The organism is Microlunatus panaciterrae, assembly GCF_016907535.1.
Lineage (GTDB): Bacteria > Actinomycetota > Actinomycetes > Propionibacteriales > Propionibacteriaceae > Microlunatus > Microlunatus panaciterrae.
Map to the genome: position 1 here is coordinate 1,272,167 of NZ_JAFBCF010000001.1, position 14,201 is coordinate 1,286,367.

Annotated in this window: 18 protein-coding genes, 1 tRNA gene and 1 riboswitch; of the genes, 7 read left to right on the top strand and 12 right to left on the bottom strand. The window is 68.0% G+C overall.

What is annotated here, in order from left to right:
- Nucleotides 1-17: 17 nt before the first annotated feature.
- Nucleotides 18-1,340 carry a hypothetical protein gene (locus JOE57_RS05745; RefSeq protein ID WP_204916797.1) on the top strand — a complete coding sequence of 441 codons (1,323 nt, stop codon included), beginning with the start codon at nt 18-20 and terminating at the stop codon, nt 1,338-1,340.
- A 46-nt stretch (nt 1,341-1,386) separates the two neighbouring features.
- Here the strand turns inward: JOE57_RS05745 and JOE57_RS05750 are convergent, their stop codons facing one another.
- Both JOE57_RS05750 and JOE57_RS05755 read right to left on the bottom strand, forming a co-directional pair.
- The gene (locus tag JOE57_RS05750; protein ID WP_204916798.1) at nt 1,387-1,977 is read right to left on the bottom strand and encodes an SOUL family heme-binding protein; all 591 of its coding nucleotides are present in this window, start codon (nt 1,975-1,977) and stop codon (nt 1,387-1,389) included.
- A gap of 19 nt (nt 1,978-1,996) precedes the next feature.
- Nucleotides 1,997-2,452, bottom strand: coding sequence for a hypothetical protein (locus JOE57_RS05755; RefSeq protein WP_204916799.1), 456 nt, complete (start codon nt 2,450-2,452; stop codon nt 1,997-1,999).
- 143 nt (nt 2,453-2,595) lie between these two features.
- Here JOE57_RS05755 and JOE57_RS05760 point away from each other — a divergent pair, with 143 nt between their 5' ends.
- Together JOE57_RS05760 and JOE57_RS05765 are read left to right on the top strand one after the other, a co-directional pair.
- The gene (locus JOE57_RS05760; RefSeq protein ID WP_204916800.1) at nt 2,596-3,288 is read left to right on the top strand and encodes a PadR family transcriptional regulator; all 693 of its coding nucleotides are present in this window, start codon (nt 2,596-2,598) and stop codon (nt 3,286-3,288) included.
- A 9-nt stretch (nt 3,289-3,297) separates the two neighbouring features.
- Complete coding sequence (locus JOE57_RS05765) at nt 3,298-3,738, top strand: DUF1707 SHOCT-like domain-containing protein (RefSeq protein WP_204916801.1); 441 nt, start codon at nt 3,298-3,300, stop codon at nt 3,736-3,738.
- A gap of 39 nt (nt 3,739-3,777) precedes the next feature.
- On the opposite strand, the gene JOE57_RS05770 is transcribed toward JOE57_RS05765, so the two are convergent.
- From JOE57_RS05770 to JOE57_RS05795, 6 genes are all read right to left on the bottom strand, one after another.
- Complete coding sequence (locus tag JOE57_RS05770) at nt 3,778-4,557, bottom strand: HAD-IIA family hydrolase (protein ID WP_239579226.1); 780 nt, start codon at nt 4,555-4,557, stop codon at nt 3,778-3,780.
- A gap of 74 nt (nt 4,558-4,631) precedes the next feature.
- Entirely contained in the window at nt 4,632-5,273 is a 642-nt protein-coding gene (locus tag JOE57_RS05775; RefSeq protein WP_204916803.1) for a TenA family protein, read from the bottom strand.
- Nucleotides 5,260-6,270 carry a non-homologous end-joining DNA ligase gene (ligD, locus tag JOE57_RS05780; protein ID WP_204916804.1) on the bottom strand — a complete coding sequence of 337 codons (1,011 nt, stop codon included), beginning with the start codon at nt 6,268-6,270 and terminating at the stop codon, nt 5,260-5,262. The genes JOE57_RS05775 and ligD overlap by 14 nt, the downstream gene beginning before the upstream one ends.
- A gap of 88 nt (nt 6,271-6,358) precedes the next feature.
- Entirely contained in the window at nt 6,359-6,634 is a 276-nt protein-coding gene (locus JOE57_RS05785) for a MoaD/ThiS family protein (protein WP_204916805.1), read from the bottom strand.
- On the bottom strand, nt 6,631-7,917 hold the full coding sequence (gene thrC, locus JOE57_RS05790; RefSeq protein WP_204916806.1) for a threonine synthase: 1,287 nt from the start codon (nt 7,915-7,917) through the stop codon (nt 6,631-6,633). The genes JOE57_RS05785 and thrC overlap by 4 nt, the downstream gene beginning before the upstream one ends.
- A gap of 10 nt (nt 7,918-7,927) precedes the next feature.
- Nucleotides 7,928-8,064, bottom strand: a riboswitch (SAM riboswitch).
- Nucleotides 8,065-8,164: 100 nt separating this feature from the next.
- Nucleotides 8,165-8,824: a GNAT family N-acetyltransferase gene (locus JOE57_RS05795; protein ID WP_204916807.1), complete on the bottom strand. Its 660-nt coding sequence runs from the start codon at nt 8,822-8,824 to the stop codon at nt 8,165-8,167.
- A 127-nt stretch (nt 8,825-8,951) separates the two neighbouring features.
- Between JOE57_RS05795 and JOE57_RS05800 the strand changes: the two genes are divergently transcribed.
- On the top strand, nt 8,952-9,440 hold the full coding sequence (locus JOE57_RS05800; protein WP_204916808.1) for a hypothetical protein: 489 nt from the start codon (nt 8,952-8,954) through the stop codon (nt 9,438-9,440).
- A gap of 9 nt (nt 9,441-9,449) precedes the next feature.
- Here JOE57_RS05800 and JOE57_RS05805 read toward each other — a convergent pair whose 3' ends face one another.
- Complete coding sequence (locus JOE57_RS05805) at nt 9,450-9,755, bottom strand: DUF3263 domain-containing protein (RefSeq protein ID WP_204916809.1); 306 nt, start codon at nt 9,753-9,755, stop codon at nt 9,450-9,452.
- Between the two features lie 105 nt (nt 9,756-9,860).
- Here JOE57_RS05805 and JOE57_RS05810 point away from each other — a divergent pair, with 105 nt between their 5' ends.
- From JOE57_RS05810 to JOE57_RS05820, 3 genes are all read left to right on the top strand, one after another.
- Nucleotides 9,861-10,889 carry a Gfo/Idh/MocA family oxidoreductase gene (locus JOE57_RS05810; RefSeq protein WP_204916810.1) on the top strand — a complete coding sequence of 343 codons (1,029 nt, stop codon included), beginning with the start codon at nt 9,861-9,863 and terminating at the stop codon, nt 10,887-10,889.
- On the top strand, nt 10,841-12,073 hold the full coding sequence (manA, locus tag JOE57_RS05815; protein WP_338041183.1) for a mannose-6-phosphate isomerase, class I: 1,233 nt from the start codon (nt 10,841-10,843) through the stop codon (nt 12,071-12,073). The genes JOE57_RS05810 and manA overlap by 49 nt, the downstream gene beginning before the upstream one ends.
- Before the next feature lie 94 nt (nt 12,074-12,167).
- A tRNA-Thr gene (locus tag JOE57_RS05820) sits at nt 12,168-12,243 on the top strand.
- Here the strand turns inward: JOE57_RS05820 and JOE57_RS19295 are convergent.
- From JOE57_RS19295 to JOE57_RS05835, 3 genes are all read right to left on the bottom strand, one after another.
- A complete protein-coding gene (locus JOE57_RS19295; protein ID WP_204920257.1) occupies nt 12,244-12,519 on the bottom strand; it encodes a tyrosine-type recombinase/integrase in 276 nt (91 codons plus the stop codon).
- Between the two features lie 171 nt (nt 12,520-12,690).
- Entirely contained in the window at nt 12,691-13,215 is a 525-nt protein-coding gene (locus JOE57_RS05830) for a pyridoxamine 5'-phosphate oxidase family protein (protein WP_204916811.1), read from the bottom strand.
- A gap of 220 nt (nt 13,216-13,435) precedes the next feature.
- Nucleotides 13,436-14,194 carry a DinB family protein gene (locus tag JOE57_RS05835; protein WP_204916812.1) on the bottom strand — a complete coding sequence of 253 codons (759 nt, stop codon included), beginning with the start codon at nt 14,192-14,194 and terminating at the stop codon, nt 13,436-13,438.
- Nucleotides 14,195-14,201 lie beyond the last annotated feature (7 nt).

A 14,201-nucleotide genomic window follows, 5' to 3' on the forward strand; every position in this document is an offset into this window, starting at 1 on the left:
CGGCCTAGAGTTGTCTGATGGGGACGGCCCGGGCGTGGCGGCATGAGGCCTGGCGAAGGGTCACCCTGATCGTGCTGGTCGTCACCCTCACGCTCGCCGGCTGCACGTACGCCAAGGAGGAGCCCGGCCTGTTCGGCCAGAGCGAACCCAGCCCGTCCGACACGAGCGAGCCGGACCTACCGCCGGTGGAGAACCCGGAGCTGCCGGTGCTCGGCGAGGCCACCTGGACCACCGGCGACGGCACCTACATCGAGTTCCGCATCGCAGTCCACGCGGTCCGGCGGATCAAGGGCGCCACCGTGCTCGACTGGTCCATCACCCCGCTGGCGGGCCTCAACCTGCTTCCCGGCGATGCGATCCGCCCATCGGTCAACCTCGGGCTGTCTCGGTACGGGGAGGGCAACGTCAACATCTTCCTGGTCGACGCCTTCGGCCACAAGGTCTACCGGCCGCTCACCCATGCCGACCCGGCCGAGCTGCAGCACTGCCTCTGCTCGCCGATCTGGCTGGCCCAACGCAACCTTCGGGTGGGCGAGACCCGGCTGTTGCAGGTGACGTTTCCGGAGCTCCCGGCCGCGCTGGAGACGATCGACGTGGACATCGCCACCGTCCCGATCTTCTGGCATGTGCCCGTCAGCCCGCGTGGCCAGGTGCCGGTGCGCACCAATGCCACAGTGCTCGCCCGCCGGTCCGACCTCGACCCGATCCTTGCCACGTCGCGCAGGTTCCACTACTCGCAGGGCGGCCAGCAGCTCGAGATCCAGATCGACCGGGTCATCTCATCGACCACCTTCACCTCCCTGGAGTGGACCATCCAGAGCCTCACCAAGGGCGACGGGCTTGAGTTCGCCGACCATCCGCCGATCGCCCGCGGCCCCGTTCGGGGAGTACTCGACTACAACCCGGTCTCGGCAACCGGACCACGGGTGAAGGCGCGAGGCGCCGAATCCGACACCGCCTTGTCGACGCGATGGATCACTACCAAGGTTCAGGGCAAGGGCGCCGTGGAGTGCCTGTGCAGTGACCTCCGGCTGTGGGCGACCTCGCTACGCTCACCCAATCAGCAGGCCACGGTCGTCACCAACCTGCCCGCCCTGCCCCGCTTCATCGGCAGCGTCGACATCATCCTGCCGGGTCTCCAGACGCTGACCAACATTCCGGTCATCCGCGCGCGGGACGGCAGCCTGCGTGCCGCCGGCCCGGTTGAGGCGGCGGTGTCGACCTGGACCTACGCACCCAGTGAACCGCCAGCCGGCTGGGTGGCGATGGACTGGCCGACACCGCTACCCGACCCGGCTCAGCTGCCCAGCTACACAGCCACCGTGGACCACCTGCGCTGACCCACCTCAACGGTCGGCCGGGACCACAGCTGCCGACTGGGGCACCTCAGGCGTCGGCCGGGCCCTCCGACACCGGGACGACCACCTCGTTGCGGCGCAGGAACCATGGCGTCCACGGCGGGTTGAACCGGGCGAACCGGAACGGGCCGGCGACCGTCAGCCCCGCTGCGCTCACGGCCTCGGCGAGCCGGGCGGCCGCGGCGTCGTACGACGCCTTCGACCAGCGTCCAGAAAAGCGGTGGGCGGCGGCCAGCTCGGCACCGACCGTACGCAGGCGCACCCGCGGGTCCAGCGGCTCGGGCAGCGACTCCTCGGTGGACCCGGCCGGCATCACGAAGCTGACGACATACTGTCCGGGGAGATCGGCGTTCTGCTGCACCACCGGAGCCGTCATGGCGATCCGCTCGGCCGACACCTGCTCGGCGGCGGGCTCCTGGGTGACTGGAGCCGTCATCGCCACCTTGCTCCCGGGACGGTTGCGCCCACCGATGTAGCCCGCCAGCGCCCCGAACGCCTTGTTTCCCGCGCCTTCGAAGGTGCCGTTGATCACCGTCTCGGCAACCAGATGCGCGGGATAGCGCCGCAGCTCGAACCCCGGGTGCTGCGCCACGACGTCGTATGGCTGGTGCTCGGTCATCTCCCCTCCACGGTACCCCTCAGCCCAGCCCTCGTCGCTGGGCATCGACCATGCTGACCATAAGGGCGACGCTGGTGGCCACGGTGACGAGCCACAACCCCCGGTTGACGGCGAACATGGGCAGGCCCATGAGCAGGATGCCACCGAAGAACAGGACCAGATACGGGATGAGAATCGTCGCCCGCGCCGGGTGTCGAAACTCCACCGGCCGCAGGTAGTCCACTACCAGCATCAGCAGCACGAACAGATCGAAGACCGCAGGCCCGACCCATCCGGTGCTGCCGACCATCGCGTGCCCGATGAGGGCCATCGTGGCCGGCACCGACAGCCCGATGATCACCCATCCCAGCGTGTGGTTGACCGCCATGCCGTGGCGACGGCGGGAGAGGAAGCCCGCGGTCTGAAGCAGGTTCACCAGGTTGACGACGCCCCACACCGTCAGCGTCGCCCACCACGGTCCCTGCATCTGTGCCACCCCCGGTATGCGTCCGCCCGCACTCCCAGTCTCACACCGGTGTCCAGGGCCGCGGCGTCGGCGGGAGTCATTGTTTGCCCACTATTGCCGACCTATCGTTGAGAAGTCGGGGTGTCACGCCTCGACGATCTGGGGAGGTTCTGATGGGCGGATGGACGTACGCCATGGGCGGTCCCTGGGCGTGCCGAGGACGCTGCTGCCACGGCGGTGCCGCCGAGTGGTTGGCCGCCATGACCGGGCACCGGAGCCGTCCCGGATGCGCCCCCTGGCAGAGGTTCGGCAACCCGACGCCGTTCATGCCTCCGTGGGGTGGACGAGCCGAACCGTGGGCCGGCCCGTCGGGGCCCTGGGCCGGACCTGCAGGTGGACCACGGCGTGGTAGGCAGGCTCGCCGCGGCCATGCCCGAGCGGCGATCCTCGCCCTCCTCGGCGAGCAGCGAATGAACGGCTACCAGATCATCCAGGAGATCGCCAAGCGCAGCGGTGGGGCGTGGCAGCCCGGGCCCGGCGCGATCTACCCGACCCTGCAGCAGTTGGAAGACGAGGGACTGGTCCGAGCGGAGGAGGACGCTGGCCGCCGAGACTACGTCCTGACCGACGAGGGACGGGCCTATCTCGAGGGTCATCCGGAGGAGGTAGCTGCTCCCTGGATGGCGATGTCCGCCGCCGATGACGGCGAGCACGCCCTGCGCCCGCTGATCGGCCAGGTCGCCTCGGCAATGTGGCAGATCCTCGCGAGCGGAAGCCCGGAACAGCAGGCCCAGACACGGGAGGCGCTGGTGCAGCTACGGCGCAGGCTCTACGCCATCCTCTCCGACGACGACAAGGGAGAGTGACGGCGGATCATGAGCGAGCCCAAACCCATGCGGATCGGCGATGCCGAACGCGACGAGGCCATCTCGGCCCTCAGTGATCATTTCGCGGCCGGTCGGCTGACCAAGGCGGAGTACGACGAACGAGCGGACCAGGCGCTGAACGCCCGCTTCCAACAGGACCTGGCTCCGTTGTTCGAGGACCTTCCCGGACCGGCGAGAGACAAGTCGATGATCATGGTGCCCGCCAACGTCAGGCCCGCCAACGTCAACTATGTCAAGCCCGTCTTGCCCCTGCTGCTCTGGCTGCTGCCGATGCTGGCGGTCACGGCGATCATCGTCTCGTTGGCGCTCGGGGCGCCGTGGATGCTGTTCGGGGTCTTCTGGTTCGTGATGCTGGGCGGTCTGGGCCGGCGACACCATCAGGGCCGCCCCGGGCCCGACTGGCGGTCCCGCTACTACGGTCCTCGGTGACCCCTCGGCTCTGCGGAGCCGAGCCGACCGAGGTGATGATCAGTCGGTCTCGGCGTGGTCAGGGAGCGGGGCCAGCTGTCCCACCAGGTCGACCACATCGGCGATCGAGTTGACCACCCTTGTGGGCCGGTAGGGGAACCGGGCGATCTGATCCTCCTTGGTCGACCCGGTCAGCACCAGCACAGTCCGCAGCCCCGCCTCGATGCCCGCAATGACATCGGTGTCCATCCGGTCGCCGATCATGACGGTCGATTCCGAGTGGGCCTCGATCTGGTTGAGCGCGGAGCGCATCATCAGCGGGTTCGGCTTGCCCACGTAGTAGGGCTCGACCCCGGTGGCGCGGGTGATCAACGCTGCCACCGAGCCGGTCGCCGGCAGCGAACCCTCCAACGAGGGTCCTGTCGCGTCCGGGTTGGTGGCGATGAAGCGGGCGCCCTTCTCCAGCAGCCGGATGGCTGTGGTGATCGCCTCGAACGAGTAGGTCCTGGTCTCCCCCAGCACCACGTAGTCGGGGTCTCGTTCGGTCAGCACGAACCCGGCCTGGTGCAGCGCCGAGGTCAGACCGGCCTCGCCGATCACGTACGCCGACCCACCGGGCGCCTGGTTCTCGAGGAACTGCGCCGTCGCCAGGGCCGACGTCCAGATCGCATCCTCCGGCAGGTTGATGCCGCTGCCCAGCAGCCTGGCCCGGAGGTCTCGGGGCGTGAAGATCGAGTTGTTGGTGAGCACCAGGAACCGACGCCCGTGCTGCTGCAGGGCCTGGATGAACTCGGCTGCGCCGGGGATGGCCTTCTGCTCGCGGACGAGCACGCCGTCCATGTCGGTCAGCCAGCAGCTGACCGGCCGGGGTTCACTCACAGTTCCACCTCTCAGCGCGGGTCGACCGGACCACCCTAGTCTGCATAGACGGCGTCGAAGAACGCCAACTCGAGCCGGGTCGCCTCGACGAAGAGCCGCATCAGCTCGGCCCGCGCCTCCGCCTCCGCCGGCGCCTTGCGGTTCAGCTCTTGCTGCAACCAGTCGACCCACCGGGTGAAGTCGGGCGTGTTGTGCACTTCGATCCACCCTCGGTGTTCGGGCCGAGCCGGCAGGGGACGGTCAGCGGCGGCCCAGTCGCGATACAGCCATTCCGCCACCAGCAACACCGTCAGGACCTGCGGATAGCTGCGACTGTCGCGAGCCTTCAGCAGGAGGGCGTTGAACTGCTCGGTGACGGGTTCGAGCTGCGGGGACGTCCGATCGGCGATCGGCACCCGCAGAGCGTCGAAAGCGTCGGTGAAGTAGGTGTTCTCGTCACTCGCGAAGGCGCCCAGCTGACCAGCGTGGATCAGCCTCGACCCCAGATCGGGGGCCGACGCGACGGCCTGCCCCAGCAGGGCGACGAAGGCGTCACAGAACTGATAGTCCTGGATCAGATAGCGGGCCAGCCGGGCATCGGACAGGCGGCCGTCGAACAGCTCGGCCACGAACCGATGATCAACGGCTGCGGTCCAGTCCGGTTCTGCCGCCTGTCGAAGCTGATCAACGAAGCTCATCTGGGGCCCTCCTGGAAAGCTGGTTGGTCGCTGGCGTTGGCGCGTCCTCCGGATGCTCGACCCGGACGTCATCGGGTCGCTTGTCCGGCCGCCAGCCGCGCCAGGTCGGCTGCCAGATCCTTCGCTGGCGGGTCCAGCCGGAGCAGGCGACTTCGCCTACCAGCACCGGTTCCACCCAGTGGGCATCCCTGGCGTCGATCGACGGCACGTCCACCAGGGGGCACGTCGCCCTGGCCAGCGGCTCCAGCCGGTCGGCGATCTGGTCCAGGTCGACGTCGGTGAAGCCGGTCCCCACTCTTCCGACGTAGCGAAGTCGACCACTCTCGGGGACCGCCATCAACAGCGAGCCGATGCCGCCGCCACGTCGGCCCCGGCCGTCCCGCCAGCCACCGATCACCACCTCCTGCATGCGTTGGTGTTTGATCTTCAGCCAGGTCCGACCGCGGCCACCGGGGAGGTAGAGCGAACCGAGCCGCTTCGCGACAACGCCCTCCAGGTTGAGCTGTTCGCTCACGGCCAGGGCGGCGACCAGGTCGCCCTCGAACTGTGGTGGCACCTGGACCCGCGGGTGGTCGGCGGTCGCCACCAGCTCGGACAGCAGCGCATGCCGCTGCTCGTACGGTGCCTTGATCAGAGACCGACCGTCGAGCTCCATCAGGTCGAACAGCATCAGCTGCACCGGGACTGCCGCCCTCGCCTTCTGCACATCGCCGGGTCTGGTCAGGTTGATCCGGCTCTGCAGCAGGGCGAAGCTTGGTCGACCGTTCCGGTCCACGGCGACAATCTCGCCGTCGAGAACCGCGGAGTCGACCTTGATCGACTGGAGCGCGTCGGCCACCTCGGGATAGCTGGCGGTGATGTCGAGCCCGCTGCGGCTGAGCAACTCGACGGAGGAACCTTCGAGGTAGGCGACGACACGGACGCCGTCCCACTTCATCTCGAAGGCCCAGTCCTGCTCGTTTCCGAAGTCCGCCGGGTCGGCGAGGTCTGCGAGCATCGGCCGTATCCTGCTCGGCCGATCAGCCGAGGTCATCGACACCTCTTCTGCCCACGCGACCCGGGCTGAGCGTGATCTCGGCGCGGACCTAGCCGCCGGCGACGGCCGGGATGATCGAGATCTTGGCGCCGTCGCTGACCGGGGCCTCCAGTCCGCCGACGAAGCGCACGTCTTCGTCGCCGACGTACACATTCACGAACCGGCGCAGAGCACCCGCATCGTCCAGCACCCTTGACCGGATGCCGGGGTGGTTGGCCTCGAGGGACTCCAGCACCTCGCCCAGCGTCGAGCCATCAGCGGTCACCTCGCCGACGCCACCGGTGTAGTTGCGGAGGATGGTGGGGATTCGCACGGATGCGCTCATGGACGCCTTCCCTTCCAGAATTCTGCAAACGCCTCATAGCTCGGCGCGATGGTGGTTTTCGGGCCCACCTTATCGGCCACCGCGTCGAGGGTCTTGAGCCCGTCGCCGGAGTTGATCACGACCGTCTCCGCCTCCGGGTCGAGCACGCCGTCGGCGATCAGCTTCGCGGTGACGCCGATCGTGACACCGCCGGCCGTCTCGGCGAAGATGCCTTCCGTCCTGGCCAGCCGCTGGATGTTCTCCACCACGACAGTGTCGTCCACATCGGCGATCAGCCCGCCGGTGCGGCGGACCACGTCGAGGACGTACGGACCGTCTGCGGGGTTGCCGATGGCGAGCGACTTGGCGATCGTGTTCGGCTTCACCGGAGCGACCACATCCTGGCCGGCACGGTAGGCCTGGGCGATTGGCGAGCACCCGGTGGCCTGGGCGCCGAAGATCTTCACCGGCTTGTCCTCGACCAGACCGAGCTTGATCAACTCGCCGATGCCCTTGTCGATCTTGGTCAACTGGGATCCGGAGGCGACCGGGATGACGATCTGGTCCGGCAGCCGCCAGCCGAGCTGCTCGGCGATCTCGTACGCCAGGGTCTTGGAGCCCTCGGCGTAGTAGGGCCGGACGTTGACGTTGACGAACGCCCAACCCTCTTCCTCACCCGCGATCTCGCTGGCCAGCTTGTTCACATCGTCGTAGGTGCCCTCGATCGCGATCAGGGTCGTGTCGTAGACGGCAGAGGCGAGGATCTTCTGCTTCTCGAGGTTCTCCGGCACCAGCACGACCGAGCGGATGCCAGCCCGGGCGGCCGCGGCGGCCACCGCGTTGGCCAGGTTGCCGGTGGAGGGGCAGGCGAGCACCTTCAGACCCAGCTCGCGGGCCGCCGACAAGGCGACGGCGACGACGCGGTCCTTGAAGGAGTGGGTGGGGTTGCCGGAGTCGTCCTTCACCCACAGACGCTTCAGGCCCAGGTCGGCGGCGAGGTTGCCAGCATCGACGAGGCGGGTGAAGCCGGGGTCGGTGGAGCGGAAGGTGGCGATATCCGCGGGCACCGGCAGCAGGGGCGCGTAGCGCCAGATGCTGCGGGGGCCGGCCTCGATCTGCTCCCGGGTGATCTCGGGGAACGCATATCCCACCTCGAGCGGACCGAAGCACTCCATACAGGCATAGAACGGCCCCAGTGGACCTTCTGCCCCGCAGGCGCGGCAGACCAGGTGGGTGGCATTGCCGAAGGCGCCTTCGCGCGGGCCGTTGACGGCGGTGAGAGCCGGGTCGATCAGGGTGGTCATCTCAAGTCCTTCTTCATCTTTCTTGACCGGCTTTCGATCAAGTCGGAGTTGGCACCGTGTCCACTGTCAGCGCTGGGTACAGCGCTGGCTGCTGGCCGGTTGCCGGGGAGTCATCGGGCCGAATCCCTAATCCCCTCTGGATGAGCAAGTCCCACCCTAGGGTGGCCACCGGTCAGACGCACATCGAGATATCACATGCCGGACTTTGTGACCATATTTCGAGACGCCAGGCGGAGAGAGTCGGGGATCAGCCGACCTCGCCGATCACCACGTCCCCGACGATGCGCCAACCGAGCGAGAGGTAGAGGTCGCGGCCCTCCGTGCTGGCCACCAGGATGCCCCGCTTCGCACCGGCTCCTCTTGCGCTGTCGACCAGGGCGGACATCACCGCGCTGGCCAGGCCCCGGCGCCGGTGCTGAGGACGAGTCTCGATCCGATCCGCGATCGCGTCCCGGCCGATCACGGCCAACTGCCCGACCGCGACGGTAGCGCTCTCAACGACGGCCGAAGCCGCGATGAGGATGCCCGTCGGGTCTCCCGCCTCCGTCTCGGTGGAGACACGGCATCCGGGCGGCGGCGCCGCCGGAGCCTGATCAAGGAGATCGATGGTCATCAGCCACTCCGGGTGCTGCTCGATCCGCAGCCCCAGGTCCTGCAGAACTCCAGCCATCGATCCCGGCTGCCGGGTCACCACGGTGACCCAGCCTGGTCCTGTGCCTGTCCGGGCCAGACGCGCCGCGCGCAACACCCGTTCGCGATGTCCATCCGCGTCAACCACCACGTGCTCGACCGCGTCGGAGCCGATCGCCACCGACAGGACGCCGTCGTCCTCCGTCATGCTGGTCCAGCCCTGGGACAGCGACCAGCCGGCCTGCCAGCGACGGACGAGCTCGTCGGTCTCGCTCATGTGCGTCATTAAAGGGTGGTCGCCTGGACGCTGCAAGTCCGACGCTGGAGAAGACGCGCCACTTCTCGACCCAGGTCCAGCGGGCGTGGGATAGTGGCCCGACCCGCATCCGTCGACAGGCGAAACCATGGACCATGTCACGACCACCGGGGCGCCGACCGGTTGGCTGCGGCTGCGGCTGCTGGGCAACCTCGTCAACCTGACCACACCCTTCGGGCTTCTGGTCGCCTGGATCGGCCGTGCACAGGTGCGCCGGGGTCCCCGCGGCCTCTACCTGGGGGAGCACTACCGGCTGGGCTTCCCGGTGGCCGACGCCTTCACTATCGGCAACGTCATCACCACGAGGGACAGCTGGCCGGAGCTGCTCGAACGGAACCCTGACCTCCTCACCCACGAGGAGGGTCACACCTGGCAGTACCTCTACTGCCTGGGACTGCCGTTCTACCCGGCGTACGCCGTCAGCATGCTCTGGTCGGTCATCCGCACCGGCGACCGCGCGTCAGCGAACTTCTTCGAGCGGCAGGCGGGTTTGCGCATCGGCGGCTATCGGGAGCTGCCGCGCCGGAGCCTGCTCCAAGCCGTCCGATCCCTGCTAGGCCGGGGCGAGACGGTCTGAGGCCTCGGGTCAGACGTCGACGTTCAAGTCGATCCCGAGCCTTTTCGCTGAGCGGTTGCGCTGCCGGGTCGCGCGGAGCCGACGCAGCCTCTTGACCAGCAGCGGGTCCTGGGCCAGCGCCTCGGGCTTGTCGATCAGGGCGTTGAGCACCTGGTAGTAGCGGGTGGCCGACATCTGGAAGTGATCGCGGATCGCCTGCTCCTTGGCACCGGCGAACTTCCACCACTGGCGTTCGAAGCTCAGGATCTCCGCATCCCGTGCGCTCAGTTCCGAGCCTTCGTCACCATCGCGCTGGGGGTTCGTCGCTGCCGCCATGCCCTCATAGTAGGCGGAAATGACACCTCTGTCATTCGTATCCGGTGTGGTGCTCACCGTCGCCCCGACGGTAGGGAGGGGACGCCGTACGGTTGGATGGAAGCCGTGACTTCCAATGATCAACGACGGATCGGCTGGGGCATCCTCAGCACCGGGCACATGGCAACCGTGATCGCCCAGGACCTCGCTCTGCTGAGCGACGAGGCCGCCCTGGTTGCGGTGGGGTCGCGCGAGCTGTCCAAGGCTGAGGACTTCGCAGCGACCTACGGCGTGCCGGCCGCGTACGGCTCGTACGCCGAGCTGGCTGCGGACCCGGCGGTGGACGTCGTCTACATCGCGAGCCCCCACAACGACCACTACCCCTCGGCCAAGCTGTGCCTGGAGGCCGGCAAGTCGGTGTTGGTGGAGAAGCCGCTGACCGTGACCGACGCAGAGGCGGAGGAGCTGGTGGCGCTGGCCCAGGACCGCGACCTGTTCCTGATGGAGGCGCTGTGGAGTCGGACGAACCCGCTGCTCCGCAAGGCGGCCGAGCTGGTTGGCTCGGGTGAGCTGGGACCGGTCAAGCACGTGGCGGCGTCGTTCGGCTTCGCCTTCGACGGCGACGACTCTCATCGGCTGCTGAACCCGGACCTGGCCGGTGGGGCGATCCTCGACCTCGGGGTCTACCCGGTGCACGGAGTGAACCTGTTCCTGGGCGAGCCCGACGCGGTGCTCGGCTACGGCAGTCTGGCCTCGACCGGCGTCGACGCGCACGCGGCCGCGGTGCTGAGCTACCCGGCCACGGACCAGCGGCCGGCGGCCACTGCGACCGTGCTGTGCACCCTGGAGACCACGCCCCCGACCCGGCTCGAGGTGTTCTGCACCGGCGGCCGGGTCGTCATCGACTTCTTCATCAAGCCGGAGTCGATCGAGGTCTTCCGCGGCACCGGTCACGACGTCGAGCCTGAGGTCATGATCACCCAGTTGCCCGGGCTCGGCTACACCTTCCAGCTGCAGGAGGTGAACCGGGCGCTGCGGGCCGGCGAGAACGAGTCGCCGCTGGTTCCGTGGGCCGACACCCTGGCCACCATGCGGACGCTCAGCAGGTGGCGGACCGCGGTGGAGGCGGCCGCGGCGGCGGATCGGGAGTCCTGACCGTGCAGCGGCTGGTCGGCAAGGTCCAGCCCTATGCGTGGGGATCGACCACAGCCATTCCGGAGCTACTGGGCGTGGACCCGACCGGAGAGCCACAGGCCGAGCTCTGGTTGGGCGCGCATCCATCCGCGCCGTCACGGTGGGGGGACCAGTCGCTGCAGGACGCGGTCGCGGCTGACCCTGAGGCGGTGGTGGGGGCGGCCTCCGTCCAGGAGTTCGGGCCACGGCTTCCCTACCTGTTGAAGGTGCTGGCGGCTGCGCAGCCGCTGTCGCTGCAGGCCCACCCGTCCAGGGCGGAGGCGGAGGCCGGCTTCGCCCGGGAGCAGCAGGCGGGCATCGCGCTGGACGCGCCCGAGCGCACCTACCGCGACGACTGGCCCAAGCCGGAAGCACTGTGCGCGTTAGGCGAGATGGAGGCGCTCTGCGGTTTTCGCGAGCCAGCCGAGACCTACGCTCTGCTGGCCCGGCTCGGCGTCGCTGAGCTGCTCGATCTGGTGGCGCCGCTGGAGCGCGGTGGCTCCGAGGCGTTGGCGGAGGTGTTCGGCCGACTGCTGAGGCTGCCGGCGGACCAGCGGGAGGTGGTGGGCAGCGTCGCCGAGGCCGCTCATGGCCACATCGACGACCCGGGACCCTTCGGCGACCTGTGCCGTACCGCCGAGGAGCTTGCCACGTTCTATCCGGGCGACCCCGGTGTGCTGGCCGCCCTGCTGATGAGCCGGGTCAGGTTCGGCAAACACCAGGCGCTGTTCCTGCCGGCCGGCAACCTGCATGCCTACCTGCACGGTACGGGGGTGGAGATCATGGCCAACTCCGACAACGTGCTCCGCGGTGGCCTGACGCCGAAGCACGTCGACGTGGACGAGCTGCTGCGGCTGCTCGACTTCACCCCCGGCTTCCCGGGTCTGGTGGATGCGGTGGAGGAGCAACCGGGCGTGTGGGCCTACCAGACCCCAGCACCCGAGTTCGCCCTCTGGCGACTGGACCTCACGTCGACCGGACTGGCGCTGCCAGGCGAAGGATCGGGAAGGGTCGTGCTGGTGACCGACGGGCAGGCGACCTTGGTGACCAAGGGTTGCGAGCTGGTGCTCGATCGTGGTGGCTCCGCCTTCGTGGCCGCCGCCGACCGCGAGGTCCGGGTTGCCGGGACCGGCACCGTCTTCGTGGGTGGTCCCGGCGTGCGCTGAGGCGATCGCCCGCCGCCACGATGTTGATCAAGATCGGGGCCGACTGTTCAGGTTGGGCCGAGTTGTCAATCTTGGGTACGCTTGCTCAGCACTCGCTGGCGTGGCGCAATTGGTAGCGCACCTGTCTTGTAAACAGGCGGTTGAGAGTTCGAGTCTCTTCGCCAGCTCCACTATCTGACCTGGTCAGAGCACTTTCGCGAAGATCGACTCGACCCGCGGAGCCGCCATGACGGCGACGTTGACAGCAACACCCGATCAGTCAGCCTGTCCGAGCGTCCGATCAATCGCCTCCGCAGCATCCGGAATGCAGACGGCATGAGGTGCGAGTACAGGTCCATCGTGATCGAGGACTGAGAATGGCCCAGCACATCCATCACCACCCGAGGCGGCACACCCGGGGCCAGCAGCAGCGACGCGCAGGTGTGGCGCAGATCGTGAAACCTGATCCGCCTGACGCCTCCTGGGTTCGACTACGTCAATCAGGGTTGACTGCATAACCTGATCCGGTTCGACGAAATATGGCAGATCACGAACAAGACGGCGGCGCAAACAGCTCTCACGAGATCAAACGCTTGCTCGCGCACGTCCGGCCCGATGATCTGCCGAGACGAGTATTCCTACTGGAACTCGGCTGCGGTGGGGGAGAAAGGCGCCTCGTCGTCAAAGTCCCACGTTCGCAGTCGGCCAGGGACAATGCGAAGTGTCAGTTGCGTCGCCGGATCATAGCCGTCGATATACGCGTTGCCCCGTTGCGGACCGATGTAGCGCACGGCCATGCGCCGATGTACGGCGAGGTCCGGGTCCGTCGGCACGATGGTGGCCTCCCCGCGCACCTCGATGCCGGCGCACGGCAATTGGGGGTCGGCCACCACCACGGTCACACGTGGATCGCGCTTGATCGCCCGCGCCTTGGGGTCGTCGTCCCACACGATAGTGAAACCGCCATCGCTCCACTCGAACCAGACCGGCGACAGGAGCGTGGTTCCGTCCGGATAGTTCGTGGCAAGGGTTGCCAGCAGCGGCGCGTTGAGCAGAGAGCCAACTCGTCCACTGAGATATTCTTGCGCATTCGTCCCCCTCCCCCCAGGCCGGTCGTTGCCGATAGCCAGCCTTATAGAAAGACGCTTTACACCTTTGCTCAAAGCGGTGTCAAGGATGCTAATAGATCAGCAGGACCTGCCATCGGGCGACGGTGCGACGCCATCGACTCCGGCCAGGTGCAGATAGTCGATCCCCCACGCGGCGTCGGTCCGAACACTGGCCATCTGCTCGGCCACGTAGCGCTTGCCTCGAAGAGCAGGCGTGGTCGCCTGGATACGGCGTTGGGGGTTCGAGTCCCCCGCCAGCTCCATTTGTTCGGCACTAGGCGTCGGACGTCGCCTCGATAGCGTCGAGGTCGCGTACGGCGTAGCGGTGGTGCTCCCATTCCTCCTCGAGGATCACGTGCAGGCAGGAGAGAGTGGATTCCTCAGTTGTAGGAGCCCACGGGTTCTTGCGCGTCGCGGCCAGCTCGTCTGAGGTGACGGTGGCAAGGAAGTCGCGCACCATCGCGACGCGACCCGCCCGCGCCTCGCGCACCTCGGCGTACGACGGGGCGACCGTCGTGAAGATCGACAGGTCCAAACCGTCGTCCTCGGCGCCAGGACCGGTCAAACCGATGGAGTGGAACGGCTGGTCAATCTCCAGGATCGCCCGGCCCAGCCACACGTCTGTGGCAAGGACAAGGTGTCGCAGGGTCTGTGCGAACGACCACTCGCCGGCCACCGAAACGTCGACCGTGCCGGCCGGCATCGTCGCGACGCGCTCGAGCGTGGCCGCCCAGGTGCGCTCGAGCGTGGCCCAGGCGGCCCGCAGGCCATCCGGATCCGCAGCGCGCCTGCCGGCGCGGCCCGGAAAGCGGCGGTTGAGTTCAGCCTCGACAAGTGGGACCACGTCGACACCGTTGACGCGCAGGAAGCTCTCGCCGTCGAAAAGCCACGGTGCATCGATGTCCACCCCCTGCACGTCGACCCCGCGCATCACCACGCCGGAGAGGTCAGCCCCTACGAACCGGGCCCCCCGCAGGTCCGCGTCGACGAACTCCGCGCCCTGCAGTCCGTCGGACTTGGTGAAGGTAGCCATGGCTTCT

Coding starts and splice junctions, on each gene's coding strand:
- JOE57_RS05745 (WP_204916797.1), top strand. CDS start 18: ATGGGGACGGCCCGGGCGTGGCGGCATGAGGCCTGGCGAAGGGTCACC.
- JOE57_RS05750 (WP_204916798.1), bottom strand. CDS start 1,977: ATGACCGAGCACCAGCCATACGACGTCGTGGCGCAGCACCCGGGGTTC.
- JOE57_RS05760 (WP_204916800.1), top strand. CDS start 2,596: ATGGGCGGATGGACGTACGCCATGGGCGGTCCCTGGGCGTGCCGAGGA.
- JOE57_RS05765 (WP_204916801.1), top strand. CDS start 3,298: ATGAGCGAGCCCAAACCCATGCGGATCGGCGATGCCGAACGCGACGAG.
- JOE57_RS05770 (WP_239579226.1), bottom strand. CDS start 4,557: ATGGACGGCGTGCTCGTCCGCGAGCAGAAGGCCATCCCCGGCGCAGCC.
- JOE57_RS05775 (WP_204916803.1), bottom strand. CDS start 5,273: ATGAGCTTCGTTGATCAGCTTCGACAGGCGGCAGAACCGGACTGGACC.
- ligD (WP_204916804.1), bottom strand. CDS start 6,270: ATGCTCGCAGACCTCGCCGACCCGGCGGACTTCGGAAACGAGCAGGAC.
- JOE57_RS05785 (WP_204916805.1), bottom strand. CDS start 6,634: ATGAGCGCATCCGTGCGAATCCCCACCATCCTCCGCAACTACACCGGT.
- thrC (WP_204916806.1), bottom strand. CDS start 7,917: ATGACCACCCTGATCGACCCGGCTCTCACCGCCGTCAACGGCCCGCGC.
- JOE57_RS05795 (WP_204916807.1), bottom strand. CDS start 8,824: ATGAGCGAGACCGACGAGCTCGTCCGTCGCTGGCAGGCCGGCTGGTCG.
- JOE57_RS05800 (WP_204916808.1), top strand. CDS start 8,952: ATGGACCATGTCACGACCACCGGGGCGCCGACCGGTTGGCTGCGGCTG.
- JOE57_RS05805 (WP_204916809.1), bottom strand. CDS start 9,755: ATGGCGGCAGCGACGAACCCCCAGCGCGATGGTGACGAAGGCTCGGAA.
- JOE57_RS05835 (WP_204916812.1), bottom strand. CDS start 14,194: ATGGCTACCTTCACCAAGTCCGACGGACTGCAGGGCGCGGAGTTCGTC.